Here is a 22,687-nt window from a genome sequence, read left to right on the forward strand (position 1 = left end):
GCGGAAGGTGATGTCCCATGGCGATGATGCCCGTGACCGACTCGATGTTCCTCCTCGTCGAAACGCGCGAGCATCCGATGCACGTGGGCGGCCTGCAGCTGTTCAAGAAACCGGACGGCGCCGGGCCGGAGTACCTGCGGGACATCCGCCAGAACCTGCTCGAATCGGACAACATGCGCTCGGTCTTCCGGCGCCGCCCGGCCCGCCCCGTGAACACCATGGGGCACGTGGCCTGGCGCGCGGAGACCGACCTCGAGCTCGACTACCACTTCCGGCACTCGGCGCTGCCGCAGCCGGGCCGCATCCGCGAACTGCTGGAGCTCACGTCCCGCTGGCACAGCACCCTGCTCGACCGGCACCGGCCGCTCTGGGAGACGCACCTCGTCGAGGGGCTCGCGGACGGCCGGTTCGCCGTCTACACCAAGGTCCACCACGCGCTGATGGACGGCGTCTCGGCGCTGCGCCAGCTGCAGGGCACGCTCTCGGACGACCCCGCGGACCTGGACTGCCCGCCGTGGTGGGGCAGCCGGCGCAAGGCGGGCGAAGGCCGCGTCAAGCGGCCCCGGTCGTTCCTGCAGACCGCGAGCAAGACCGCCAACCAGCTCGCGAGCCTGGCGCCGGCCGCGATGAAGGTCGCGCGCGAAGCGTTCGGTGAACACACGTTAACGCTGCCCGGACAGGCACCGCGCACGATGCTCAACGTCCCGATCGGCGGCGCGCGGCGGTTCGCGGCGCAGTCGTGGTCGCTCGACCGCGTCCGGCAGGTGGCGACCGCGGCCGGGGTGTCGCGCAACGACGTCGTGCTCGCGATGTGCTCGGGCGCGCTGCGGGACTACCTCATCGAGCAGCGCGCGCTGCCGGACGCGCCGCTGATCGCGATGGTGCCGGTGTCGCTGCGCCGGCAGAACGACCCGGGCGAAGCGGCGGGCAACAACATCGGGGCGCTGCTGTGCAACCTGGCCACCGACCTGCCGGACGCGGGCAAGCGGCTCGTCACGATCCACCAGTCGATGCGCAACGGCAAGCGGCTGTTCTCGGAGCTGACGCCGTTGCAGACGCTGCTGTTATCGGCCGTTAACGTCGCGCAGCTCGGCGTCTCGCCGATCCCGGGCGTCGTCAACAACACGCGGCCGCCGTTCAACCTGGTGATCTCGAACGTGCCGGGGCCGCGCAAGCAGATGTACTGGAACGGCGCGCAGCTCGACGGCATCTACCCGGCGTCGGTGTTGCTCGACGGCCAGGCCGTGAACATCACGCTGACCAGCAACGGCGACCACCTCGACTTCGGCGTCACGGGCTGCCGCCGGAGCGTGCCGCACCTGCAGCGGATCCTGACACACCTCGACACGGCCTTGGTGGAACTCGAAGCCGCGGTAAAGTAACCCGCTCACCGACACGCTCGCTCCCCCATCGGAAGGAATCTTTCCGAACTGGCTGGTCAGTCGCGTCCGCCCGCTCCTAGGGTGGCGGCGATCAGTCCCGGAGAGGAGCAGGAAATGACCGAATCCGTTGAGGTGTGGACGACTCCCGACTTCGTCGAGTACGAAACCCCCATGGAGGTCACCGCCTACGCGGCCCGCATGGCGGACTGACCGGTGCCCGTCGAGCCGCTCGCGGAAAGCGCATTCATCGCGGCCCTGCGCGGTCTTTCCACCCGTTACTGGGGCACGCATCCGTTCCACCACCGGCTGCACGCGGGCGAGCTCGACGCGCACGGGCTGCGGATCTGGGCGGCCAACCGCTGGTACTACCAGTGCCGGCTGCCGCAGAAGGACGCCGCGATCATCAGCAACTGCCCGCTGCCGGAGATCCGGCGCCAGTGGCTCGACCGGATTGTCTACCACGACGGCCCGCACGCCGGCACCGGCGGGATCGAGCGGTGGCTGCGGTTGTGCGAGGCGGTCGGCCTGGACCGGGACGAGGTGCTCGACGAGCGGCACGTCGCTCCCGGGGTCCGGTTCGCCGTCGACGCCTACGTGACGTTCGCGCGGACGAAGCCGTGGTGGGAGGCCGTCGCGTCCGGGCTCACCGAGATGTTCGCCGGGCACCTGATGCAGCAGCGCGTCGCGGACATGCTCGCGAACTACCCCTGGATCGCGCGCGAGGACCTCGCGTACTTCACCAACCGCATCGACAAGGTCTCCGGCGAAGGCAAGGACACGCTCGACATCGTGGTCCGCCACTGCGTCACGCGCGAGCAGCAGGACCGGGCGATCGCCGCGCTGTCGTTCAAGTGCGACGTCCTGTGGTCCATGCTGGACGCGGTCGAACGGGCGGCGCGGTGATCACCGTGGGCTCGGTCCCGCAGCTCCGGCGCGGTGTCCGATTGTCCTTCGACCACGTGCGGGAGACGCACGTGCTGCTGTTCCCGGAGGGCGTCCTGGTCCCGAACACGACCGCGGCGGCGGTGCTCGAACTCTGCGACGGCGTCCGGACCGTCACCGACATCGCCTCGGCGTTGGAAAGCCGCTTCAGCGGGGTGCGGGAGCAGGACGTCCTCGACGTGCTGGCCCGGCTGGGCGAACGGCGGGTCGTCGCGTGGACGTGAAACCGCCGCTCGGGCTGCTGGCCGAGCTGACCCACCGCTGCCCGCTGCACTGTCCTTATTGCTCGAACCCGGTGGAGCTGGTTTCGCGCGCCGCCGAACTGTCCACGGCGGACTGGATTTCGGTGCTCTCGCAAGCGCGGGAACTGGGCGTGCTGCAGGTGCACCTGTCCGGCGGCGAGCCGCTGGCCCGGCCGGACCTGCCCGAGCTGGTGGCGCACGCGAGCTCGCTCGGGTGCTACGTCAACCTCGTCACCTCCGGGCTCGGGCTCACCGCGGCCCGGCTCGACGACCTCGTCTCGCGGGGGCTGGCGCACGTCCAGCTGTCAGCACAGGGCGCGACGCGGGAGCGGTCCGACCTGCTGGCCGGCGCGCGAGCGTTCGACCACAAGCTCGCCGCGGCCGCCCTGGTGAAGTCGTCCGGGCTGCCGCTGTCGCTGAACGTCGTGCTGCACCGCCGCAACCACGACCAGCTCGCCGGGATCATCGAACTGGCCGAGCGGATGGGCGCGGACCGCCTCGAGCTGGCGAACACCCAGTACTACGGCTGGGCGCTGCGCAACCGCGCGGCGCTGATGCCGACGCCCGAGCAGCTCGCCGCGGCGGAACCGGTGGTGCGGGCGGCGGTTTCGCGCTTGCGGGGCACGATGGAGATCGTCTACGTCGTCGCCGACTACTACGAGCCGTACCCGAAGCCGTGCATGTACGGGTGGGGCGCGCGGCAGCTGACCATCGCGCCGGACGGGACGGTGCTGCCGTGCCCGGCGGCGTCGGCGATTTCGACGCTGCGGCTCTCCTCCGTGCGGGAGACGCCGCTGGCCGAGATCTGGTACCGGTCCGAGTCGTTCAACGCCTACCGCGGCGAGGACTGGATGTCCGAACCGTGCCGCACGTGCGATCGCCGCGGGCTTGACTTCGGCGGCTGCCGCTGCCAGGCGTTCCTGCTCACCGGCGACGCGGCGGCGACCGACCCGGTGTGCTCGCGGTCTCCTCGGCGTTCGCTGGTCGACCTCGCGTTGTCCCGCCCTCCGGCCGCCGACCTGGTCATGCGCCGGTGAAGGTGATCCTGCTCGGCACCGCGGCAGGCGGCGGGTGTCCGCAGTGGAATTGCGCGTGCCGGCTGTGCACGGCCGGGCTGCCGCCGCGCTCGCAGGACTGTGTCGCGATCAGCGCGGACGGCGACGGCTGGTACCTGCTCAACTGCTCGCCGGACATCCGCGCCCAGATCCTCGGGACGCCGGCGTTGCGGGCCGGGCCCGGGCCGCGGGAGATCCCGCTGCGCGGGGTGCTGCTCACCGACGCCGAACTCGACCACACGCTGGGGCTGCTGATGCTGCGCGAGTCCGGCGGCCTCCCGGTGTCGGCACCGGACGCCGTGCTGCGCGCACTGTCCCCGTTTCGCGCGATCGTCGACGGCTACGGCGGCTGGACGTCTCTCACTGACCTCCCCGGGCTGCGCGTCGACGTGCTGCCGGTGAGCGACAAGAAGCCGAAGTACGCGGCCGCCGGGGACGGTCCGTGGGTCGTCGCGTACCGGATCTCGGACCTCGCGACCGGCGGTGTCCTGGTCTACGCGCCGTGCCTGAAGAGCTGGCCTCCCGGGTTCGACGCCTTCGTGGACGGCGCTTCGCTGGTCCTGCTGGACGGAACCTTCTACGCGCCGGACGAGATGGCGGGCGTCGGCGGACCGGACCAGCTCGCGATGGGGCACCTGCCGATCACCGCGAGCCTGCCCCGGATCGCCGGACGGCGCTGGGCGTTCACGCACCTCAACAACACGAACCCGGTGCTGGACCCGGCGTCGCCCGAGCACGCCGCCGTCCTGGCCGCCGGCGCCCGGCTGCCACCGGACGGCACCACGTACGAGCTCTAGGCAATGCCCTCCGGTGCGGCGCCGGCGACCTCGACGGCGTCGGCGGTGATCCGGTCGATCTCGGCCAAGTCATCCGACGTCAGCTCGACGTCGGCGGCGGCGATGCTCGCCTCGATGTGCTTCGGCCTCCGCGCGCCGACGATGGCGGCGTGCACCCCGGGCCGGGCGAGCGTCCAGGCGATGGCGAGCTGAGCGACTTCGAGACCCCGGTGCGCGGCGAACGCCTTGAGGTCGTCGACGATCTTGAGGTTGCGGCGCAGGTTGTCGCCCTGGAACGCGCTGGACTTCGACCGCCAGTCGGTGGGTTCGAACGTCGTGTCCGGGGTGAGCGCGCCGGTGAGCAGGCCGCTGCCGAGCGGGCTGTACACGAAGACACCGATGTTGTTCGCGCGGGCATAGGGCAGCGGGTCGGTCTCGAGGCCACGGCGGAACAGGTGGTACGGCGGCTGGAGCGTCTCGGCGACGCCGAGGTCTTCGAGCTGCCGCGCGGTGTAGTTGGAGACGCCGACGTGCCGGACCTTCCCGGCGTCGACGAACTCCCGCAGCAGGCCGGCGACCTCCGCCGCCGGTGTGTCCGGGTCGGGCCAGTGCACCTGGTAGAGGTCGATGTGGTCGACGGCCAGGTTGCGCAGGCTCTGGTCGAGCCCCTGGGTGAGCCAGGCGCGGCGGGAGTCGCGCGGCCGTTCGGCGCGCGGGTTGATGCCGCCCTTGGTCGCGATGACGACGTCTTCCGCCTTGCGGAGGGCACGCCCCAGCAGCACCTCCGACCGGCCGCGGCCGTAGGCCTGCGCGGTGTCGAAGAAGTTCACGCCGAGGTCGCGGGCGTGGTGGATGGCCGCGATCGCGGTGTCCTCGTCGAACGTGCCCCAGTCGCCGCCGAGCTGCCAGGTGCCGAAGGCGATCTTCGACACTTCCAGGCCGCTGCGGCCCAAGATCGTCATACGCATGCCTCCAGCACAGCACAGACGTCGGACGACTGGGGCGATCTTCCCGGCCAACGAGACCCCCAAATAACTCTTTGACGGTCGTGCCAGACTGAGGTCATGCCCCACGACAACCTGCGCGTCCTGGCGCACCCGCTTCGGATGCGGATCCTGTCGCTGCTGACGGGAACGGCCCTGAGCGCGGCCGAAGCGGCGCGCGAGCTGGACGACACGCAGGCGAACATCAGCTACCACGTGCGCCGCCTGCACGAAGCGGGCCTGCTGGAGGTGGCGGAGGAGGTGACGATCCGCGGCGGCCGCGCGAAGCGCTACCGCCACGACCCGGACTCGGGCCGCCGGCTGACCACGCGTTCCCCGGCCGAGGAGCAGCTGCTGACCAAGGCGATCGCGAGCGAGCTGATGCGGCGCGCCGAGTCGAGGGCTCCGGGCCGGCGAGCGTCGTTGACGGACGCGGAGCTGTGGGTGGACCCGGAGGTGTGGGCGCGGGTGCTGGAGAGGGCTTCGGAGCTGGGCCACGAACTCCACGCGGCGGCGCAGCCACCGCGTACCCCCGGAACGGTCCGGGTCAGCGCGAGCCTGGCGCTGTTCGAACTGGCGGACGTCCGGTGAGAACGTCGCTGCTCGCCCCGCTTCGCGAACCCCGGTTCCGCGCGCTCGTCACCGGGCGGACGTTCGCCGACTTCGCCAACGCCGTCGCTCCCTTCGCGCTGGCCTTCGCCGTCGTCGACCTGACCGGGTCGGCCGTCGACCTCGGGATCGTCGTCGGGGCGCGGTCGATCGCCAACGTGCTGCTCGTGCTCTTCGGCGGGATGCTCGCCGACCGGTTGCCGCGGTCGGTCATCCTGCAGGGCACCGAGACCGCGGCCGCGCTCACACAGGCCACCATCGCCGTCAGTGTCCTTTGTGGATTCGCCTCGATCCCGCTGCTGATCGGGCTCAGCCTGGTCAACGGCGCCGTCTCGGCCATCTCGCTGCCCGCCGCCGCGTCGCTCACGCCGTTGACCGTGCCCGCGCCGCTGCTCGCCCAGGCGAACGCGCTGGTCCGGCTGCTCTCCAACGCCGGCCGCATCGCCGGCGCCGGCCTCGCCGGGGTCCTCGTCGCCTTCGCCGGCTCCGGGTGGGCGCTCGCCGGGAACGCCGTGCTGTTCCTCGCGGCCGCCGTCTCCTACCGCCGCATCCACCTGCCGCGCGGCGAGCGGATCCCCGGCAGCCGCCCGCTTTCCGAACTCGCGGAGGGCTGGCGGGAGTTCCGCGCCCGGTCCTGGGTGTGGCTGGTGGTGCTGCAGTTCATGATCGTCAACGCGGTCACCGCGGGCGCGCTGCTGGTGATCGGCCCGCTGGTCGCCGACGACACGTTCGGCCGCACCGGCTGGGGCCTCGCGCTGGCGGTCCAGACCGCCGGCTCGCTGCTCGGCGGCGTCGTCGCCGCACACTGGCAGCCCCGGCGGATGCTGCTCGTCGGCGTCGCGCTGGTGATGGTCGACGCCCTGCCGATGCTCGCCCTCGGCCAGACGCCGTACCTGCTGCCGCTGCTGTTCGCGATGTTCCTGTCGGGCGTCGCGATCGAACAGTTCGCGGTCGCGTGGGACGTCTCGCTGCAGGAGAACGTGCCGCCGGAGAAGCTCGCCCGCGTCTACTCCTACGACATGCTGGGCTCGTTCATCGCGATGCCGCTCGGGCAGATCGCCGCGGGCCCGCTGGCCGAGCACGCGGGCCGGTCGGCGACGCTGCTCGGCGCGGCGGCCCTGGTCGTCGCCGCGACGGCGGTCGTCCTGGTCAACCCGCAGATCCGCGGGCTCGTCCGCCGCGCACCGGTCAGCCCGGGCGCACCAGGATGAGGTTCAGCAGGCTCGCGCTGAAGACGACGTCGTCGCCGTCGTCGAGAAGCTCGACGCGCGTGCGCACCAGCCCCCGGTCCGGCTTCGACCGCGAGAGCCGGGCCTCGGTGACGGTCGCCCGCAACCGCAGCACCGACCCGGGGCGCACCGGCCGCGGCCAGCGCAGCTCGTCGACGCCCGGGCTGCCCAAGCTGGACGCGGCGGACAGGTAGTGGTCGGCGAAGAGCCGCATCATCAGGCTCGCGGTGTGCCAGCCGCTGGCGATCAGCCCGCCGAAGGGTCCCGCCGCCGCGGCGGCGGCGTCGACGTGGAAGCTCTGCGGGTCGTAGCGGCGGGCGAAGTCGAGGACTTCGGCCTCGGTCACCGCGACGCTGCCGCAGTCGTGGGTGACGCCGGGGACGTAGTCCTCGAAGTAGCGGTCGCTGGTCATGGGCGCAGGGTGCCACAGAAAACCTTCGATCCGGAGCGAACGGTTAGGCTGCCGGCATGGCCGCCGAGCCCGACATCACCGCGGTCGCCCAGGCGATCGGCGAACCGGCCCGGGCGGCGATGCTCCTGCGACTGATGGACGGCGACGCGCATTCCGCCGGCGCGCTGGCCACGGTCGCCGGAGTCGCACCCTCCACGGCTAGCACGCACTTGCGCCGCCTGTGCGACGCGGGCCTGGTCGTCGCGACCGACGCGGGCCGCCGTCGGTTGCACCGCCTCGCGGGACCGGAGGTGGCCGAGCTCGTGGAAGCGCTGGCGGCGCTCGCCCCGCCCCGGCTGCCGTCCCGGCTCCAGCCCGAGCCGCCGTCGGGACCGTTGCTGCGGGCCCGGGCGTGCTACGGGCACCTGGCCGGCCGGCTCGGGATCGAGCTGGCGGCGCTGCTGCGCAAGGACGGCGTGGTCGGCGAACTCGCCCCCGGCGAGACCGGCCCGGTGTGCACCGTCGACCACCCGCTGCTGACGGCGCTCGGGATCACGGAGCTGCGCGGCATCGGACCGCCGGTGCGCGCGTGTCTCGACTGGTCGCACGGGACCGTGCACCTCGCGGGCGCCTTGGGGACCGCGTTGCTGACGGCGTTGCTCGACGAAGGGTGGCTACGCCGCCGTCCGGGCGGACGCGCGCTGCGCTTGACGGAAGCCGGACGCCGAGGACTCGCCGAGTACGACATCGGCTGACGCACGCCCGGGTTCAGCGACCCACGCGGGCTTCTCTCTCGCCACCGGCTTCCCCCTCACGCGCGATCAGGCCGGCGCCCAGGGCCGTACTTCCTCCAGCAGCTTCGCCACCGCGAGCACGAGGTCGTCCGAATGCCGCGGCCCGATGATCTGCAGCCCCACCGGCAAGCCCGCCGACGTGCGGCCGGCCGGGACGCTGATCGCCGGCTGCTGCGTCATGTTGAACGGGTACGTGAACGGCGTCCACTCCGGCCACTCGCTCAGCCCGCTGCCCGGCGGCACGTCGTACCCCGCCTCGAACGCGGGGATCGGGACGGTCGGCGTGATCAGCACGTCGTAGCGCGTGTGGAACTCGCCCATGAGGATGCCCAGCGCGGCGCGCTCGGCGGTCGCGTCGAGGTAGTCGCTCGCGCTCCACTTCCGGCCGAGCTCCCAGACCCTGCGCAGGCCCGGGTCCGTCCGTTCCTCGGAACCCGGCGGGAACGTGTCGAGCAGCTTCGCCGCGCCCGACGACCACAGGATGTCGAAGGCCGGCTTCGGGTCGGCGAAGCCCGGGTCGGTCTCCTCGATGTGCAGGCCCGCGTCGCCCAGCGCGCGCACCGCCGCCGCGACGATCTCGGCCACCTCCGGGTCGACGTCGACGTATCCGAGCGTCGGCGAGTACGCCGCGATCAGGCCGCGCACGTCCCGCCGGACCGCCTCGCGGAACGACGCCACCGGCGGCGCCAGCGCGGCCGGGTCGCGGTGGTCGGGCAGCGACAGGACGTCCAGCAGCAGCGCGGTGTCGTCCACCGACCGCGCCATCGGGCCGGCGTGCGAGAGCGGGCCGAACGGGCTCGCCGGGTAGAGCGGGATGCGGCCGTGCGTCGGCTTCATCCCGACGATCCCGCAGAACGACGCCGGGATCCGCACCGAACCTCCGCCGTCGGTGCCGACGGACAGCTCGCCCATCCCCGCCGCGACGGCCGCGGCGCTGCCGCCGCTCGACCCGCCGGCCGTCTTCGACGGGTCGGCGGGGTTGCGCGTGATGCCGCACAACGGACTGTCGGTGACGCCCTTCCACGCGATCTCGGGCGTGGTCGTCTTGCCCAGCACCACCAGGCCGGCCTCGCGCATCCGCGCGGCGACGGGGCTGTCGACGTCCCACGGCTGGTCCGGGCTGATGCTCTTCGAGCCCCGGACGGTCGGCCACCCCTGCGTCAGGAACATGTCCTTGATCGAGGACGGCACGCCGTCGAGCCAGCCGATCGGGTTGCCGTCCCGCCAGCGGACCTCCGACGCCTTGGCCTGCTCCAGCGCGCGGTCGGCGTCGACGAGGCAGTACGCGTTGCAGTCGCCGTCGCGGGCTTCGATGGCCTGCAGTGCGTTCTGCGTCGCCTCGACCGGTGAGAGCTCACCGGTCGCGTAGGCGGCGACGAGCTCGCTGGCGGTCAGCATCCTGTCGTTCATCCGGCTCCCTGGTTCCCCGACGGTACGTAGCCGAGCGTCTTGTCGACGACATTGCGCAGCGGCTCCCCAGCCTGCCAGCGGCGGAAGTTCTCGGTGAACACCTCGACGAGCGTGTTCCGCCAGCCGACGAAGTCCCCGGACATGTGCGGCGAGACCAGCACGTCCGGCATGGTCCACAGCGGGCTGTCCGGCGGCAGCGGCTCGGTGTCGAACACGTCGAGCGCGGCGCCGGCGATGGCCTTGCTTTCGAGCGCCGCGACCAGGTCGGACGTGACGACCAGCTCGCCGCGGCCCACGTTCACGAACCGCGCGGACGGCTTCATCGCGGCGAACGCGCGCGCGTCGAACATGCCCTTGGTGTGCTCGGTCAGCGGCGCGACGGCGACGACGTAGTCAGCGTGCGGCAGGAACTCCGCGAGCCGCGAGGACTCGTGCACGACGCCGAAGTCCGGGTCGCCCGTGCGCTCGCGGCGCCCGGCGCCGCGCACCCGCATGCCGGCCGCGCGCAGCAGCCGCGCGATGGCCCGGCCGATCGGCCCGGTGCCGACGACCACCACCTCGCGCCCGGCGATCCGCTCGCTCTCGCGGTGCAGCCAGCGACCCTCGCGCTGCAGGTCGTGCGACCGCGCGAAGTCCTTCGCGAAGGCCAGCACGACGCCCAGCACGTACTCCGCGATGGCGTCGTCGAACACACCCCGCGAGTTGGTCAGGACGACGTCGCTCTCCACCAACCCGGGGAACAGCACCGGGTCGACGCCCGCGCTCGCGATATGCAGCCAGCGCAGGCGATCGGCCGCGTGCCACGCACCCGGGACGGCCGTGGAGAGGAAGTCGTAGACGAAGAGCGCGTCGGCTCCGGACAACGCGTCGGCCAAGCCTGCCGCGTCCGTGTAACGCACGACCGCCCCGGATTCGACAGCACGCATGTCCGGTGGGCGGCGCTCGCCACAGAGCACCGCCAGGACCGGAGCTTCCTGGTTTTCCGAGGCGATCACGTTGACACGGTAAAAGCGGCTCGTATGATTGTCAACAATCCGAGGAACGACCCCCGGAGCACCGGACGTGTCATCAAGTGCAGACGTATTCCGGAGGCTGAGCCTTGGATTTCGACTTCCTGGCGTTCGACGGCCCGCTGGCGCAACGCGGCATCGGGGTGATCGCGCCCTTCGACCTCGCGCTGGAGCGTGAGCTCTGGCGCTGGGTGCCGATGGAGGTGTCCCTTCATCTCGCGCGCACGCCGTACGAGCCCGTGCCGGTCAGCATGGAGATGGCGCGCCTCGTCAGCGACAGCCACCACCTGGCCAGCGCGACCCGCGACGTGCTGCACGTCGAGCCCGAGGTCGTCGCGTACCTCTGCACGTCGGGCAGCTTCGTCAACGGCGTCGACTACGAGCGCTCGCTGACCAAGGCGATCTGCGACGCCGGCGCACCAGACGCCGTCACGACCTCGGGCGCGCTGGCCGAGGTGCTGCACCAGCTCGACCTCCGCCGCGTCTCGGTGCTGACGCCCTACGACGCCGACCTGACCCGCGCGCTGCACGACTTCCTCGCCGAGCTGAACGTCGAGACCGTCGCCAGCGACCACCTCGGGCTGGGCGGCGGCATCTGGAAGGTCAGCTACCGCACCATCGCCGAGCGCATCCTCGCCGCCGACCACGGCGACGCCGAAGCGATCTTCGTCAGCTGCACCAACCTGCCCACGTACGACCTGATCGAGCCGCTCGAAGCCGCACTCGGCAAGCCGGTGCTGACGGCCAACCAGCTGACCATGTGGGCGTGCCTGCGCCGGATGAACCTGCCCATCGTCGGACCCGGGAAGTGGCTTCGTGACGTGTCGTGAAGGTATTCCTTGACCAGCCCTCTAGGATTGTCGACAATTTGCGTCCCTCCGGAGGATCTGTGACCACCATCGGTTTCATCTACCCCGACCACGCGGCCGAAGACGACTACCCGCTGGCCGAGCAGCTGCTCGGCGGCGCGGCCGCCGACGAGGGCGACATCCGGCTCGCGGTCGAGCACATCTACGGCACCGACAAGCACGCGGTCGCCGAGCTGCTCGACCTCGGCAGCGAAAGCAGGCTCGCCGACGGTGCCGCCCTGCTCAAGAAGCACGAGCCGGGCGCGGTCGTCTGGGCCTGCACCAGCGGCAGCTTCGTCTACGGCTGGGACGGCGCGCGCGACCAGGCCGACCGCCTCGCCGCCGTCGCCGGGGTCCCGGCCTCCAGCACCTCCTTCGCGTTCGTGCACGCCGCGCGCGCCCTGGACGTCAAGCGGGTCGCCGTCGCGGCCAGCTACCCGGACGACATCGCCCGGCTGTTCGTGGACTTCCTCAAGGCCGGCGGCATCGAGGTCGTCGCGATGGCCAGCGCCGACATCATCACCGCCGCCGAAGTCGGCGCCATGACGTCGGAGGCCGTCGTCGACCTCGCCGTGCGCCACGACCACCCGGACGCCGACGCCGTCCTGGTGCCGGACACCGCCATGCGCACCCTCGGCGAGATCAACGCCATCGAAGCCGCGCTGAAGAAGCCCGTGCTGACCGCCAACCAGGTCACGGTGTGGGAGGGCCTGCGTCTGACCGGGCAGCACCGGCTCGTCCGCTCGCTGGGCGCGCTCTTCCGGCACCTGCCGGACGGGAGTGCCTGACATGGCCCTGCCACCGGGCAGGCTGCCCGAGATCGAGCCGGTCAGCCGCGAGTCGACGGCCGCGGTCATCGCGCGTCAGCTGCGCGACGCGATCATGACCGGCGCCCTCCCGCCCGGGACCCAGCTCGGCGAGACCGAGCTGGCGTCCCGGTTCCAGGTGTCACGGGGGCCGCTGCGGGAAGCGATGCAACACCTGGTTTCGGAGGGCCTCCTCCGCAGTGAGCGGCACCGCGGGCTGTTCGTGATCGATCTCGAGCCCGGCGACGTGTACGACATTTACGCGGCTCGCTCGGCGATCGAACGCGCCGCCATGCTCCGCGCGCTGCGCGGCGGGGAACGCGACCGGATCGCCGACGTCCTCGAGCACACCGTCGCGGAAATGGCGACGGCCGCCAGCGAAGACGACCCGACGGCGCTTTCCACCGCGGACCTCAGGTTCCACGAGGCCCTCATCAACGCTTCCGGCAGCAAGCGGCTCGTCCGGATGGCCCGGACGCTCCTCATCGAGACCCGGATGTGCCTCACCGCGCTGCAGAGCACCTACCAACGGGTCGAGGAACGCGTGGAGGAACACACAAAGCTCATCCAGGCGCTTCGCGACGGGGACGAGGAAACGGCGCTGAGCCTTCTCGAGGCACACATGGAAGACGCCGTCCAGCGGCTCGCGCCGGGGACGAGCCTCCGGGACGGGCACGCCCCGCCGGTGCCGGGCAACGCGTGAGCGAAGCGCCGGCAGCCCCGACTCGACGGCCCACGCACGTGCTCGGTAAACGGGCGCGTGCCACCGCCGCCGCCGGGGCGGCACGGGCGCCTGGACGGTCGGCTCGGGCTCAGGCTCGGGTTCGGGTTCGGGCTCCGGATCGGGCGGCAGCTCAGGCTCAGGCTCTCGTTCCCGGTCCCAGTAGTCGGGCGGCAGGCGCACGTGGACGGCCCGCCCGGGCGGCGGCGGGAAGCAGTTGGACGGCGGCGAGCACCCGCAGCTAAGCGCCATGGCGCACCCCCAGGACCGGCTGGCCGCCAAGGCCGTCGCGGTAGTCCGGTGCCCACGGCCAACGGCCGCAGGCGTCCGTGTAGACCAGTTGCAGCGCGCGGATTTCCGGGCCGTACAGGTCGGCCGCGAACACCAGGTGCACCGACGGCTCCGCCAGGGCGACCACCTCGATCAGCGTGCCACCCGGCAGCGAAACGCGTTCGCCCGCGGCGGGTGGCGAGCTGTCCAGAATCCGCGCAGCGGAGTCGTTGAGCAGCCTGGCGGCCGCCTCGACCGGCAGGCCCGTCACGACCAGCTCGGGCAGGTCGTACCCGCTCAGGCCGATCGTGTAGGCCCATGGCGGGTACGACCCGTCGCTCTCGATTCCTTGCACCATCCAGCCGCGCTCCGCGACGCCGTCGCGAAGCCGTTGCAGGTAACCGGGTCTGTCCGGGTTCTGGCAGGCATTGCACATCGGTGGCTCCTCCCCCTCGGTGGGTTCGCGACCACCGTGCCGGAGGGCACCGACAAAAACTCAGCCCAGCATTTCGGCCACTGCCGTGCCGAGGCGTTCTGTGGTATCCGTGCCGCCGAGGTCGGGGGTGCGCACCCGGCCCTCGTCGAGCACCCGGTCCACCGCGGTACGGATCGCTTGCGCCGCAACGGTTTCCCCCAGGTGCTCGACCAGCATCGCGGCCGCCAGCACCTGCGCCACGGGGTTCGCGATCCCCTGCCCCGCGATGTCCGGAGCGCTCCCGTGGACCGCCTCGAACATCGACGGATGTTCACCCGATGGGTTGATGTTGCCGGACGGTGCCATGCCGAGCCCGCCGGTGATCGCGGCCGCGAGGTCGCTCAGGATGTCGCCGAAGAGGTTCGACGCCACGACGACGTCGAGCCGGTCCGGCGCCTGGACCATCCGCGCCGCCAAGGCATCCACGTGCATCTGTTCACTGTGGACGTCCGGGTATTCGGCCGCGACCTCGGCGAAGATCTCGTCCCAGAAGGGCATGGAGTGGATGAGCCCGTTGGACTTCGTCGCGGAGCAGACGCGCGAAGTCCGCGTCCGCGCCAGTTCGAAGGCGTACCGGATGATCCGTTCGACGCCGACGCGCGTGAAAACCGACTCCTGCAGCACGAACTCGTCCGGCCGGCCGGCGTTGTGCCGCCCACCGATCGCGGAATACTCGCCTTCGGAGTTCTCACGGACGATGACCAGTTCCAGCTCCTCGGCCTTCCGCCCGGCCAGCACGGACGTCGTGCCCGGCAGCAGCCGCACCGGGCGCAGGTTGACGTACTGCTGGAACGCGCGCCGCAGCGGGATCAGCAGGCCCCACAGGGAAACGTGGTCCGGGACGCCGGGGAAGCCGACCGCGCCGAGCAGGATCCCGTCGAACGCCGAGAGCTGCGCGACGCCGTCGTCCGGCATCATCGCGCCGGCCGTCGCGTACCTTTCGCAGCTCCAGTCGAACTCCGTCCACTCCAGCGAGAAATCGAAGAGCGCGGCAGCCCGGTCGAGGACCTTGCGGGCCTCGACCGTGACGTCCACGCCGATGCCGTCGCCGGGGATGCTCGCGATGCGATAGGCCGTCACAGGGCCACCGCGATGTACTTGGTCTCGAGGAACTCGTCGATGCCGACCGACCCGCCTTCGCGGCCGAGGCCGGACGCCTTGATCCCGCCGAACGGCGCCGCCGGGTTCGACACGATGCCCTGGTTGAGCCCGATCATGCCGGCCTCCAAGGCTTCGGAAACCCGCAACGCGCGCTTGAGGTCGCTGGTGAAGACGTAGGACACCAAGCCGAACTCCGTGTCGTTGGCCTTCGCGACCGCTTCTTCCTCGGTGTCGAACGGCGTGATCGGGGCGACCGGCCCGAAGATCTCCTCGTGCGTCAGCCGAGCCTCCTGCGGGACGTCGGTGAGCACGGTGGCCTGGTAGAAGTGCCCCGGACCGTCGACGCCGGAGCCGCCGGTGAGCACCTTCGCGCCGCGGTCGGTGGCGTCCTTGACCAGCTCCGTCACCTTGTCGACGGCCTTGTCGTCGATCAGCGGGCCGACGACGACGTCCTTCTCCGTGCCGCGGCCCATCGGCAGCGCTTGCATGCGCTCGGTGAGCCGCCGCGCGAACTCGTCGATGACGCCGCGCTGCACGTAGAACCGGTTCGCCGCGGTGCACGCCTCGCCGATGTTGCGCATCTTGGCCTGCATCGCGCCGTCGATCGCCGCGTCCATGTCGGCGTCGTCGAAGACCAGGAACGGCGCGTTGCCACCCAGCTCCATCGACGTCCGCAGGATCTTGTCCGCGCACTGTTCGAGCAGCTTGCGGCCGACGCCCGTGGAGCCGGTGAACGACAGCTTGCGGGCGCGGCCGTCGCGGATCAGCGGTTCCATCACGCCGCCGGAGTCGCTGGTCGTGATCACGTTGAGCACGCCTTCGGGCAGCCCGGCCTCGGCGAGGATGCCGGCCAGCGCGAGCATCGACAGCGGCGTCTGCGCAGCGGGCTTGATCACCGACGTGCAGCCCGCGGCGATCGCCGGGCCGATCTTGCGGGTGCCCATCGCCATGGGGAAGTTCCACGGCGTGATCAGCAACGTCGGGCCGACCGGTTGCTTGGTGATGAGGAACCGGCCCACGCCGTTCGGGGCGGTCGCGTAGCCGCCGTCGATGCGGACGGCCTCCTCGGCGAACCAGCGGAAGAACTCGGCGGCGTAGGCGATCTCGCCCTTCGACTCGGCGAGCGGCTTGCCCATTTCGAGCGTCATCAGCAGGGCCAGCTCTTCCTGGCGCTTCATCAGCAGCTCGAAGGCCCGGCGCAGGATCTCGCCGCGTTCGCGGGGCGCCATCTTCGCGAAGTCCGCCTGCGCGGCGACGGCGGCGTCCAGCGCGGCGACGCCGTCCGCCGGCGACGCGTCGGCGACCTGGCACAGCTCCTTGCCCGTGGCCGGGTCGACCACCGGGAACGTCTTCCCGTCCTGGGCGGCGACCCACTTGCCGCCGATGAACAGTTCCTTGCCGACCGCGTCGACGACGCCGGACTCGGTGCTCGCGCTCATCCCGACTGCTCCTCACGTGTTGTCCCGAGGGCCATGCTATGGATATTGTCAACAATCGACAACCCGCTCAACCGACCTAGGAGCACGCTGCCATGGCCCAGCTATCTCCGCTGCTCAAGCAGGCAACGCCCGTCGTGGTCGACCACGGTGAAGGGGTTTACCTCTACGACGTCGACGGCAAACGCCACCTCGACTTCACCGCCGGCATCGGCGTCACGAGCACCGGGCACTGCCACCCGCACGTCGTGCGCGCGGCGCAGGAGCAGATCGGCAAGCTCGTCCACGGGCAGTACACGACGGTGATGCACAAGCCGCTGCTGGAGCTGACGAAGCGGCTCGGCGACGTCCTGCCGAGCGGGCTCGACTCGCTCTTCTACGCGAACTCGGGCAGCGAAGCCGTCGAAGCGGCGTTGCGGCTTTCGCGGCAGGCGACGAAGCGCCCGAACGTCATCGTCATGCAGGGCGGCTTCCACGGCCGGACCGTCGCGGCGGCGTCGATGACGACGTCGGGGACGCGGTTCAGCGCCGGCATCGGCCCGCTGATGGCGGGCGTGCACGTCGCGCCGTTCCCCTATGCCTACCACTACGGGTGGGACGAGCAGACCGCGACGAAGTTCGCGCTGCGCGAGCTGGACTTCCTGTTCCAGACCGTCAGCGCGCCGAACGAGACCGCCGCGATCTTCGTCGAGCCGGTGCTCGGCGAAGGCGGATACGTCCCGGCGAACACCGAGTTCATGGCGGGCCTGCGCGAACGCGCGGACCGGCACGGCATCCTGCTCGTCGTCGACGAGATCCAGACCGGCTTCGGCCGCACCGGCAAGTTCTGGGGCCACGACCACTTCGGCGTCTCCCCCGACATCGTGCTCATCGCGAAGGGACTGGCGAGCGGCCTCCCGCTGTCCGGCATCGCCGCTTCGCAGGAGCTGATGGCGAAGGCGTACCCGGGCTCGCAGGGCGGCACATACGGCGGCAACGCCGTCTCGTGCGCGGCGGCGATCGCGACGCTCGAGGTGATCCAGCAGGAGAACCTGGTCGAGAACGCCGCCGAGCGCGGGCGCCAGCTGCTCGAAGGCGCGCGGGTGATCGCGGACAAGACGCCGGCGATCGGCGAGGTGCGCGGGCTCGGGCTGCTCGTCGGTTCGGAGTTCACCACCGCCGACGGCGAGCCTGACGCCGCGACGGCCGCGGCCGCGCAGCAGACGGCGGCCAAGAACGGCCTGCTGCTGCTCACCTGCGGGCCGTACATGAACGTCGTGCGGATGGTGCCGCCGCTGGTCGTCACCGCCGAGCAGGTCGACGACGCGCTGCGCATCTGGGGAGACGTCGTCGCTTCGGTCACGGGGAGCTGAGCATGGCCCGCTACATCACGATCACCCTGGACAAGCGCGGGGTCTCCTGCCGCGCGCGGCTGCTCGACGACGAAGCTCCGCGGACGTGCAAGGCGGTGTGGGACGCGCTGCCGCAGAGCGGCTCGGCCTACCACGCGAAGTACGCGCGCAACGAGGTCTACACGCTCGTGCCGCCCTTCGCGGAGCCGAAGCCCGGCCGCGAGAACCCGACGATCACGCCGATCCCCGGCGACGTCGTGTACTTCGGGTTCGAGGCGTGGGAGATCGGCAACCCCGCGTACGGCTACGACGAGGAGAGCGAGGCCCACAGCGACCAGGGCGCGACCGACCTCGCCATCTTCTACGGGCGCAACAACCTGCTGATCAACGGCGACGCGGGCTGGGTGCCCGGCAACGTGTTCGCCACGATCGAGGAGGGCCTGGCCGAGATGGCGGCGGCCGCGCAGGACCTCTGGCTGCGGGGTGTCGAGGGCGAGACGCTCTCGTTCGCGCGGGCCTGATTCCCTTTCCTGCCAAGGGGACGCCGGGTGCGGTCACTGCACCCGGCGTCCCCTTTTCGCTGCCTGCGGCCACCCGAAAGGGTGAGAATCGGGGAATCACCTTTCGTGGCCGGTGATCACCGGATCGAGCTACCCGCGTACCCGGGATGCCGGATCAAGTTCGGAATTACCGACAGTGATGATCGACTCGCCTACTACCCAGAGTGGCTGACCGCCGAAGAGGGCACCCCGGCCTCAAACACGAAGGGATTACGTGTTTAGCATGGGAAGATTCCGCGGCGCCACCGTCATCCGGAAATGGCTCTTTGACAGTTCGCCAGCACGGTGAAAACCTGACTCCGCTCTCGCGAGAGCATCTCCAGGGAAACCATTTTCGAACCATCAAGGAGCCATTCCATGCAGACGTTCGCCCAGCACGCCCACTACTGCCACGACATCATCACCGGCGCGCTGGCGCACCTGGCGCACGTTCTCGGCTGGCTCGTCTGAGCCCGCCGGACCTCGACGCCCGGCCGCGGGAAACCGCGGCCGGGCCGTTTTCACGCCAGCTCGGACAACCGCTCGAAATCGTCGTCGGAAAGCGTCACGCCGGCCGCTCCGCAGTTTTCTTCGAGGTGCGCGAGCGACGACGTGCCGGGAATGGGAACCACGACCGGCGAGCGCCGCAGCAACCAGGCGAGGGACACCTGAGCGGGGGTCGCACCGAGGCCGGCCGCGACCTTTCCGAGCACCCCACCCGCCGCCGCGTGGTCACCGCGCGCGATCGGCAGCCACGGCACGAACGCGATTCCTTCGCGCTCGCAATAGCCGAGGACGTCTTCGGACGCGCGATCGGTCAGGTTGTACCGGTTCTGGACGCTCGCGATCGGCGCGATCGCCCGCGCTTCGGCCAGCTGCGCGACGCCGACTTCCGACAACCCGATCCGCGCGACCTTGCCTTCGTCCCGCAGCCGCGCGAGCGCGCCGACCTGGTCGGCGAGCGGGACCTGCGGGTCGATCCGGTGCAGCTGCAGCAGGTCGAGGCGTTCGACGCGCAGGCGCCGCAGCGAGAGTTCCGCCTGCTGCCGCAGGTATTCGGGCCGGCCGAGCGGCACCCACTCGCCCCGGCTCGGGCGCGCGTGGCCGCATTTCGTCGCGATGAACAGCCCCTCGTACGGGTGCAGCGCGTCGGCCAGCAGTTCCTCGTTCAGGCCCAGGTCGTAGGCGTCGGCGGTGTCGAAGAACGTCACGCCGAGCTCGGCCGCGCGGCGGGCCACCGCGGCGGCGCCCTCCCGGACGTGGTCCCACTCGGTGAGCCGCATGGCGCCGAAACCCAGCCGTCGCACGGAAACGCCGTCTTCGAAGGTGTACGTCGATGTCATACCGCGAAGCCTCACCCGCCGTGGGGTCACCCACCAGAGATTTAGCCTGAGCTAAATCCTGATCGGTAACCGGGTCGTCACGCGAAGTACTCGGCCGCGAAGTCGGCCAGCCGCCGCGCCGCGACGGAGAAGTACGCGTCGGCGCGCCAGACGAGGTTCAGCGTGCGGTGACAATCCGGCGCGTCCACGTTCAGCCAGACGCCCGGGATGTGCGTGGCGCCGCGGGAGTACGCGGGCACCAGCCCGATCCCGAGGCCCGCGCCGATGAGGTCGCCGGTGGCGCCGGGCTCGTCGCTCTCGCAGGTGTACTCGGGACGCAGGCCGGCCGCCGCGAACAGCCGGTCGGCCAGCTCGCGCGGCCAGTAGCCGGGGCGGGTGGTGACGAACGGTTCGCCCGCGAGGTCGGCGATCCGCACGCGTTCCCGCCCGGCGAGCCGGTGCCCGACCGGCACGGCGAGCAGCACCTCCTCGCGCAGCAGCTCCCGCGTCCGCAGGTCCGCGCCGGGCAGCGGCTGGGAGGCGAAGCAGAGGTCGACCTCCCCGGTGCGCAGCTGGTTCGCCATCTCGGTGGCCGAAGACTGGTACAGCCGGATGTCGACGCCGGCGTGCGCGGCGCGGAACTCGGTGACCACGCCGGTGAGCGTGAGCAGGGTTTCCGCGGCGACGGCGACGCTGCCGTGGTCGAGCCCCGCGGAGTCGGCCAGCTCGCGGCGGGCGTCGTCCAGCTCGGCCATCGCCCGGTCGACGCGGCGGAGGAACCCGGCGCCGAACCGGTTGAGCCGCAGCCCGCGGCCCACGCGGTCGAACAGCGGCACGCCGAGATCGGCTTCGAGCCGGGCGATCGCGCGGCTCAACGACGGCTGCGCGACCCGGAGTTCGGCGGCGGCTTGGCTGAGGTGCTCGCGGCGGGCCACCGCTTGGAAGTAGCGCAGCTGGAGCAGGTCCATCTCATAGCCTCAGAGTCATGATTCCATGGCAAACTCGGTCTTGGACAGCATAGATCGACCTCCCTAGCGTCGACCGGGTGAGCAAAGCAAGGAGTGTCGCGCGCGGGATCGCCACCGCGCACGCCGTCGCGATCTTCGGGCAGCCGGTCTTCGCGGGCGCCTATCTGACCGGCGACTACGCCATGCTGGCACTGCACCGGTTCGGGGCGAACCTCGTCTTCTCGATCGGGCTGGCACAGCTGGTTGCGACGGCGCTGCTCTGGTGGCGCGGTGGCCCGCGATGGCCGTTCTGGGCGAGCCTGCTGCTGGTCGCCGGCGAGACCGCGCAGTACTTCGCCGGCCTGGCCGGGGCGCTCGACCTGCACGTCCCGCTCGGCGTCGCGCTGGTGACGCTGGCCGTGGTCGTGCTGATCGCGATCTGGCGATGAGCGGGCTGTCGCGGCGCCGGTTCCTCGGCCTGGCCGGCGGCGCGGGTTTCGTCGTGGCGGCCGGGCTCGCCGGGCCGAGGCTGCTCGGGCGGGCCGCGGTCACCGGGGAACTGCTCACCAGCGAGGTGCCGCTGCCGCCGCCGTTCCAGGTCCCCCTGCCGATCCCGGCCGTGTTGTCACCGCTCTCCCGCGACGTGGACGCGGACCGGTACGAGATCGTCCAGCGCGCCGCCACCGCGGAGATCCTGCCCGGGTTGCGGACGCCGATCTGGGGCTACCAGGGCACTTTCCCCGGGCCGACCATCGAGTCCCGCAGCGGCCGGACGGCGATCGTCCGGCACCGCAACGAACTCCCGGTCCCGACCGTCGTCCACCTGCACGGCGGCCGCACGCCCCCGGAGTCCGACGGCTACGCCACCGATCTCGTCCTCCCCGCCGGCGGACACCGGCCGCACGCGGGAATGCTCGACCCGGACGCGAAGATCGCCCAGGGGGTACGCGACTACGTGTATCCGTTGCAGCAGCGAGCGTCGACACTCTGGTACCACGACCACCGGATGGACTTCACCGGCCCGGCCGTGCACCGCGGGCTCGCCGGGTTCCACTTCGTCCGGGACGCCGAAGAGGACGCGTTGCCATTGCCGCGCGGCGAGCGCGAGCTGCCGCTGATGATCGCCGACCGAGCGTTCGCCGCGGACGGCTCCATGCGCTACCCGTCCCTCGACTCGACGCTCAGCACCGTGCCCGGCGTCGAGGAGCCCTACGCCGCGGGCGTGTTCGGCGACGTCATCCTGGTCAACGGCGCGCCGTGGCCGGTGGCGGAGGTGTCCGCGACCCGGTACCGGCTGCGCCTGCTCAACGCGTCCAATGCCCGCCGCTACGACCTCGCCCTCGACCCGCCTCCGCCGGACGGCCCGGCCTTCACGCAGATCGGTTCGGACCAGGGCCTGCTCGACGCGCCGCGCGGGCACGACCACCTGCCGATCGCGCCGGCCGAGCGGTACGACGTCGTCGTCGACTTCGGTCACTACCCGGTGGGCACCGAGGTAACGCTCGTTAACCGGGCGGGCACCGGCAGCACCGCGTACGTGCTGCGGTTCCGCGTAACTCGCCGCGGCATCGAGGACAGCCACGTCCCGGAGCGGTTGAGCACGATCGAACCCCTCGATCGGACATCGGCCGGAGTGATCAGGGAGTTCTCCTTCCGCGGTGCGCCGTCGGGCGGGCGACACGGCTGGCTGATCGGCGGGAAGCCGTACTCGCCGTCCCGGATCGACGCGCGGCCGCGGCTCGGCGACGTCGAGATCTGGCGGTTCGTCGCGGACGTGCACCACCCGATCCACCTGCACCTGGTGCACTTCCGGGTGCTCTCCCGCGGCGGCCGTGAGCCCGGGCCGTTCGACAGCGGCCTCAAGGACACGGTCGACCTGCGGCCGGGCGAGGCCGTGGAGGTGATCGCGCGGTTCGACGGCTACCGCGGGCGGTACATGTTCCACTGCCACAACGCGGAGCACGAGGACATGGGCATGATGGCCAACTTCGAGACCGTCTGAGCCGAATGTGAAAAACCTTCATGGCGGCGTACCGGCGGTACGTACTACGCTGCGGTAACCACAGCA

At 71.3% G+C, this 22,687-nt stretch carries 25 protein-coding genes; 16 read left to right on the top strand and 9 right to left on the bottom strand.

Annotation, left to right across the window (positions count from 1 at the left end; all coding sequences use genetic code 11):
* Window positions 1-17: 17 nt before the first annotated feature.
* The 6 genes from AB0J40_RS15840 (at window position 18) to pqqB (ending at window position 4,418) form a co-directional block, all read left to right on the top strand.
* On the top strand, window positions 18-1,382 hold the full coding sequence (locus AB0J40_RS15840) for a wax ester/triacylglycerol synthase family O-acyltransferase (protein WP_364452938.1): 1,365 nt from the start codon (window positions 18-20) through the stop codon (window positions 1,380-1,382).
* A 114-nt stretch (window positions 1,383-1,496) separates the two neighbouring features.
* On the top strand, window positions 1,497-1,592 hold the full coding sequence (gene pqqA / locus AB0J40_RS15845) for a pyrroloquinoline quinone precursor peptide PqqA (RefSeq protein ID WP_086670354.1): 96 nt from the start codon (window positions 1,497-1,499) through the stop codon (window positions 1,590-1,592).
* 3 nt (window positions 1,593-1,595) lie between these two features.
* Window positions 1,596-2,285 (top strand): pyrroloquinoline-quinone synthase PqqC, encoded by a 690-nt coding sequence (pqqC, locus tag AB0J40_RS15850; RefSeq protein WP_364452941.1) that lies wholly within the window; start codon window positions 1,596-1,598, stop codon window positions 2,283-2,285.
* On the top strand, window positions 2,282-2,548 hold the full coding sequence (gene pqqD / locus AB0J40_RS15855) for a pyrroloquinoline quinone biosynthesis peptide chaperone PqqD (RefSeq protein ID WP_364452944.1): 267 nt from the start codon (window positions 2,282-2,284) through the stop codon (window positions 2,546-2,548). The genes pqqC and pqqD overlap by 4 nt, the downstream gene beginning before the upstream one ends.
* Window positions 2,539-3,603 (top strand): pyrroloquinoline quinone biosynthesis protein PqqE, encoded by a 1,065-nt coding sequence (pqqE, locus tag AB0J40_RS15860; protein WP_364452946.1) that lies wholly within the window; start codon window positions 2,539-2,541, stop codon window positions 3,601-3,603. The genes pqqD and pqqE overlap by 10 nt, the downstream gene beginning before the upstream one ends.
* Window positions 3,600-4,418 (top strand): pyrroloquinoline quinone biosynthesis protein PqqB, encoded by an 819-nt coding sequence (gene pqqB, locus AB0J40_RS15865; RefSeq protein ID WP_364452949.1) that lies wholly within the window; start codon window positions 3,600-3,602, stop codon window positions 4,416-4,418. The genes pqqE and pqqB overlap by 4 nt, the downstream gene beginning before the upstream one ends.
* Here pqqB and AB0J40_RS15870 read toward each other — a convergent pair.
* Window positions 4,415-5,359: an aldo/keto reductase gene (locus AB0J40_RS15870; RefSeq protein ID WP_364452951.1), complete on the bottom strand. Its 945-nt coding sequence runs from the start codon at window positions 5,357-5,359 to the stop codon at window positions 4,415-4,417. The genes pqqB and AB0J40_RS15870 overlap by 4 nt on opposite strands.
* Window positions 5,360-5,461: 102 nt before the next feature.
* On the opposite strand from AB0J40_RS15870, the gene AB0J40_RS15875 reads away from it, so the two are divergent.
* Window positions 5,462-5,971, top strand: coding sequence for a helix-turn-helix domain-containing protein (locus tag AB0J40_RS15875; protein WP_364452953.1), 510 nt, complete (start codon window positions 5,462-5,464; stop codon window positions 5,969-5,971).
* Complete coding sequence (locus tag AB0J40_RS15880; protein ID WP_364452956.1) at window positions 5,968-7,200, top strand: MFS transporter; 1,233 nt, start codon at window positions 5,968-5,970, stop codon at window positions 7,198-7,200. Before AB0J40_RS15875 ends, AB0J40_RS15880 begins: the two co-directional genes overlap by 4 nt.
* Here the strand turns inward: AB0J40_RS15880 and AB0J40_RS15885 are convergent.
* Complete coding sequence (locus AB0J40_RS15885; RefSeq protein WP_364452959.1) at window positions 7,178-7,630, bottom strand: MaoC family dehydratase; 453 nt, start codon at window positions 7,628-7,630, stop codon at window positions 7,178-7,180. The two genes, AB0J40_RS15880 and AB0J40_RS15885, sit on opposite strands and share 23 nt — an antisense overlap.
* Window positions 7,631-7,686: 56 nt before the next feature.
* Between AB0J40_RS15885 and AB0J40_RS15890 the strand changes: the two genes are divergently transcribed.
* The gene (locus AB0J40_RS15890) at window positions 7,687-8,364 is read left to right on the top strand and encodes a helix-turn-helix transcriptional regulator (protein WP_364452961.1); all 678 of its coding nucleotides are present in this window, start codon (window positions 7,687-7,689) and stop codon (window positions 8,362-8,364) included.
* 66 nt (window positions 8,365-8,430) lie between these two features.
* Here AB0J40_RS15890 and AB0J40_RS15895 read toward each other — a convergent pair whose 3' ends face one another.
* Together AB0J40_RS15895 and AB0J40_RS15900 are read right to left on the bottom strand one after the other, a co-directional pair.
* Complete coding sequence (locus AB0J40_RS15895) at window positions 8,431-9,813, bottom strand: amidase (RefSeq protein WP_364452964.1); 1,383 nt, start codon at window positions 9,811-9,813, stop codon at window positions 8,431-8,433.
* Window positions 9,810-10,808 (bottom strand): D-2-hydroxyacid dehydrogenase, encoded by a 999-nt coding sequence (locus AB0J40_RS15900; protein WP_364452966.1) that lies wholly within the window; start codon window positions 10,806-10,808, stop codon window positions 9,810-9,812. Before AB0J40_RS15900 ends, AB0J40_RS15895 begins: the two co-directional genes overlap by 4 nt.
* 104 nt (window positions 10,809-10,912) lie before the next feature.
* Between AB0J40_RS15900 and AB0J40_RS15905 the strand changes: the two genes are divergently transcribed.
* The 3 genes from AB0J40_RS15905 to AB0J40_RS15915 are packed head-to-tail and all read left to right on the top strand — an operon-like array spanning window position 10,913 to window position 13,180.
* Window positions 10,913-11,653 (top strand): Asp/Glu/hydantoin racemase, encoded by a 741-nt coding sequence (locus AB0J40_RS15905; RefSeq protein ID WP_364452969.1) that lies wholly within the window; start codon window positions 10,913-10,915, stop codon window positions 11,651-11,653.
* Between the two features lie 59 nt (window positions 11,654-11,712).
* Window positions 11,713-12,459: a maleate cis-trans isomerase gene (locus tag AB0J40_RS15910; protein WP_364452972.1), complete on the top strand. Its 747-nt coding sequence runs from the start codon at window positions 11,713-11,715 to the stop codon at window positions 12,457-12,459.
* Between the two features lies 1 nt (window position 12,460).
* Window positions 12,461-13,180, top strand: coding sequence for a GntR family transcriptional regulator (locus tag AB0J40_RS15915; RefSeq protein WP_364452975.1), 720 nt, complete (start codon window positions 12,461-12,463; stop codon window positions 13,178-13,180).
* A gap of 259 nt (window positions 13,181-13,439) precedes the next feature.
* Here AB0J40_RS15915 and AB0J40_RS15920 read toward each other — a convergent pair whose 3' ends face one another.
* Genes AB0J40_RS15920 through AB0J40_RS15930 form a run of 3 tightly spaced genes read right to left on the bottom strand, consistent with a single transcriptional unit; the run spans window position 13,440 to window position 16,483 of the window.
* Window positions 13,440-13,904 carry a DUF4262 domain-containing protein gene (locus AB0J40_RS15920; protein WP_364452977.1) on the bottom strand — a complete coding sequence of 155 codons (465 nt, stop codon included), beginning with the start codon at window positions 13,902-13,904 and terminating at the stop codon, window positions 13,440-13,442.
* Window positions 13,905-13,964: 60 nt separating this feature from the next.
* Window positions 13,965-15,023 (bottom strand): tartrate dehydrogenase, encoded by a 1,059-nt coding sequence (locus AB0J40_RS15925; protein WP_364452980.1) that lies wholly within the window; start codon window positions 15,021-15,023, stop codon window positions 13,965-13,967.
* A complete protein-coding gene (locus AB0J40_RS15930) occupies window positions 15,020-16,483 on the bottom strand; it encodes an NAD-dependent succinate-semialdehyde dehydrogenase (protein ID WP_364452982.1) in 1,464 nt (487 codons plus the stop codon). The genes AB0J40_RS15925 and AB0J40_RS15930 overlap by 4 nt, the downstream gene beginning before the upstream one ends.
* A gap of 92 nt (window positions 16,484-16,575) precedes the next feature.
* Here AB0J40_RS15930 and AB0J40_RS15935 point away from each other — a divergent pair, with 92 nt between their 5' ends.
* A complete protein-coding gene (locus AB0J40_RS15935; protein WP_364452985.1) occupies window positions 16,576-17,832 on the top strand; it encodes an aminotransferase class III-fold pyridoxal phosphate-dependent enzyme in 1,257 nt (418 codons plus the stop codon).
* Between the two features lie 2 nt (window positions 17,833-17,834).
* Window positions 17,835-18,332, top strand: a complete 498-nt coding sequence (locus AB0J40_RS15940; RefSeq protein WP_364452987.1) for a DUF3830 family protein — start codon at window positions 17,835-17,837, stop codon at window positions 18,330-18,332.
* Between the two features lie 539 nt (window positions 18,333-18,871).
* Here AB0J40_RS15940 and AB0J40_RS15945 read toward each other — a convergent pair.
* Together AB0J40_RS15945 and AB0J40_RS15950 are read right to left on the bottom strand one after the other, a co-directional pair.
* A complete protein-coding gene (locus tag AB0J40_RS15945) occupies window positions 18,872-19,693 on the bottom strand; it encodes an aldo/keto reductase (protein ID WP_364452990.1) in 822 nt (273 codons plus the stop codon).
* A 77-nt stretch (window positions 19,694-19,770) separates the two neighbouring features.
* Window positions 19,771-20,640: a LysR family transcriptional regulator gene (locus AB0J40_RS15950; RefSeq protein ID WP_364452993.1), complete on the bottom strand. Its 870-nt coding sequence runs from the start codon at window positions 20,638-20,640 to the stop codon at window positions 19,771-19,773.
* Window positions 20,641-20,717: 77 nt separating this feature from the next.
* Between AB0J40_RS15950 and AB0J40_RS15955 the strand changes: the two genes are divergently transcribed.
* Together AB0J40_RS15955 and AB0J40_RS15960 are read left to right on the top strand one after the other, a co-directional pair.
* On the top strand, window positions 20,718-21,068 hold the full coding sequence (locus AB0J40_RS15955) for a hypothetical protein (RefSeq protein WP_364452995.1): 351 nt from the start codon (window positions 20,718-20,720) through the stop codon (window positions 21,066-21,068).
* Window positions 21,065-22,621 carry a multicopper oxidase family protein gene (locus tag AB0J40_RS15960; protein WP_364452998.1) on the top strand — a complete coding sequence of 519 codons (1,557 nt, stop codon included), beginning with the start codon at window positions 21,065-21,067 and terminating at the stop codon, window positions 22,619-22,621. The genes AB0J40_RS15955 and AB0J40_RS15960 overlap by 4 nt, the downstream gene beginning before the upstream one ends.
* Window positions 22,622-22,687 lie beyond the last annotated feature (66 nt).

The sequence above is a fragment of the Amycolatopsis sp. NPDC049691 genome, from assembly GCF_040675005.1.
GTDB lineage: Bacteria > Actinomycetota > Actinomycetes > Mycobacteriales > Pseudonocardiaceae > Amycolatopsis.

Excerpts from the sequence above, each read along its gene's own strand:
- AB0J40_RS15840 (WP_364452938.1), top strand. The coding sequence starts at position 18 with ATGGCGATGATGCCCGTGACCGACTCGATGTTCCTCCTCGTCGAAACG.
- pqqA (WP_086670354.1), top strand. The coding sequence starts at position 1,497 with ATGACCGAATCCGTTGAGGTGTGGACGACTCCCGACTTCGTCGAGTAC.
- AB0J40_RS15870 (WP_364452951.1), bottom strand. The coding sequence starts at position 5,359 with ATGACGATCTTGGGCCGCAGCGGCCTGGAAGTGTCGAAGATCGCCTTC.
- AB0J40_RS15875 (WP_364452953.1), top strand. The coding sequence starts at position 5,462 with ATGCCCCACGACAACCTGCGCGTCCTGGCGCACCCGCTTCGGATGCGG.
- AB0J40_RS15885 (WP_364452959.1), bottom strand. The coding sequence starts at position 7,630 with ATGACCAGCGACCGCTACTTCGAGGACTACGTCCCCGGCGTCACCCAC.
- AB0J40_RS15890 (WP_364452961.1), top strand. The coding sequence starts at position 7,687 with ATGGCCGCCGAGCCCGACATCACCGCGGTCGCCCAGGCGATCGGCGAA.
- AB0J40_RS15895 (WP_364452964.1), bottom strand. The coding sequence starts at position 9,813 with ATGAACGACAGGATGCTGACCGCCAGCGAGCTCGTCGCCGCCTACGCG.
- AB0J40_RS15915 (WP_364452975.1), top strand. The coding sequence starts at position 12,461 with ATGGCCCTGCCACCGGGCAGGCTGCCCGAGATCGAGCCGGTCAGCCGC.
- AB0J40_RS15920 (WP_364452977.1), bottom strand. The coding sequence starts at position 13,904 with ATGTGCAATGCCTGCCAGAACCCGGACAGACCCGGTTACCTGCAACGG.
- AB0J40_RS15930 (WP_364452982.1), bottom strand. The coding sequence starts at position 16,483 with ATGAGCGCGAGCACCGAGTCCGGCGTCGTCGACGCGGTCGGCAAGGAA.
- AB0J40_RS15935 (WP_364452985.1), top strand. The coding sequence starts at position 16,576 with ATGGCCCAGCTATCTCCGCTGCTCAAGCAGGCAACGCCCGTCGTGGTC.
- AB0J40_RS15940 (WP_364452987.1), top strand. The coding sequence starts at position 17,835 with ATGGCCCGCTACATCACGATCACCCTGGACAAGCGCGGGGTCTCCTGC.
- AB0J40_RS15945 (WP_364452990.1), bottom strand. The coding sequence starts at position 19,693 with ATGACATCGACGTACACCTTCGAAGACGGCGTTTCCGTGCGACGGCTG.
- AB0J40_RS15950 (WP_364452993.1), bottom strand. The coding sequence starts at position 20,640 with ATGGACCTGCTCCAGCTGCGCTACTTCCAAGCGGTGGCCCGCCGCGAG.
- AB0J40_RS15960 (WP_364452998.1), top strand. The coding sequence starts at position 21,065 with ATGAGCGGGCTGTCGCGGCGCCGGTTCCTCGGCCTGGCCGGCGGCGCG.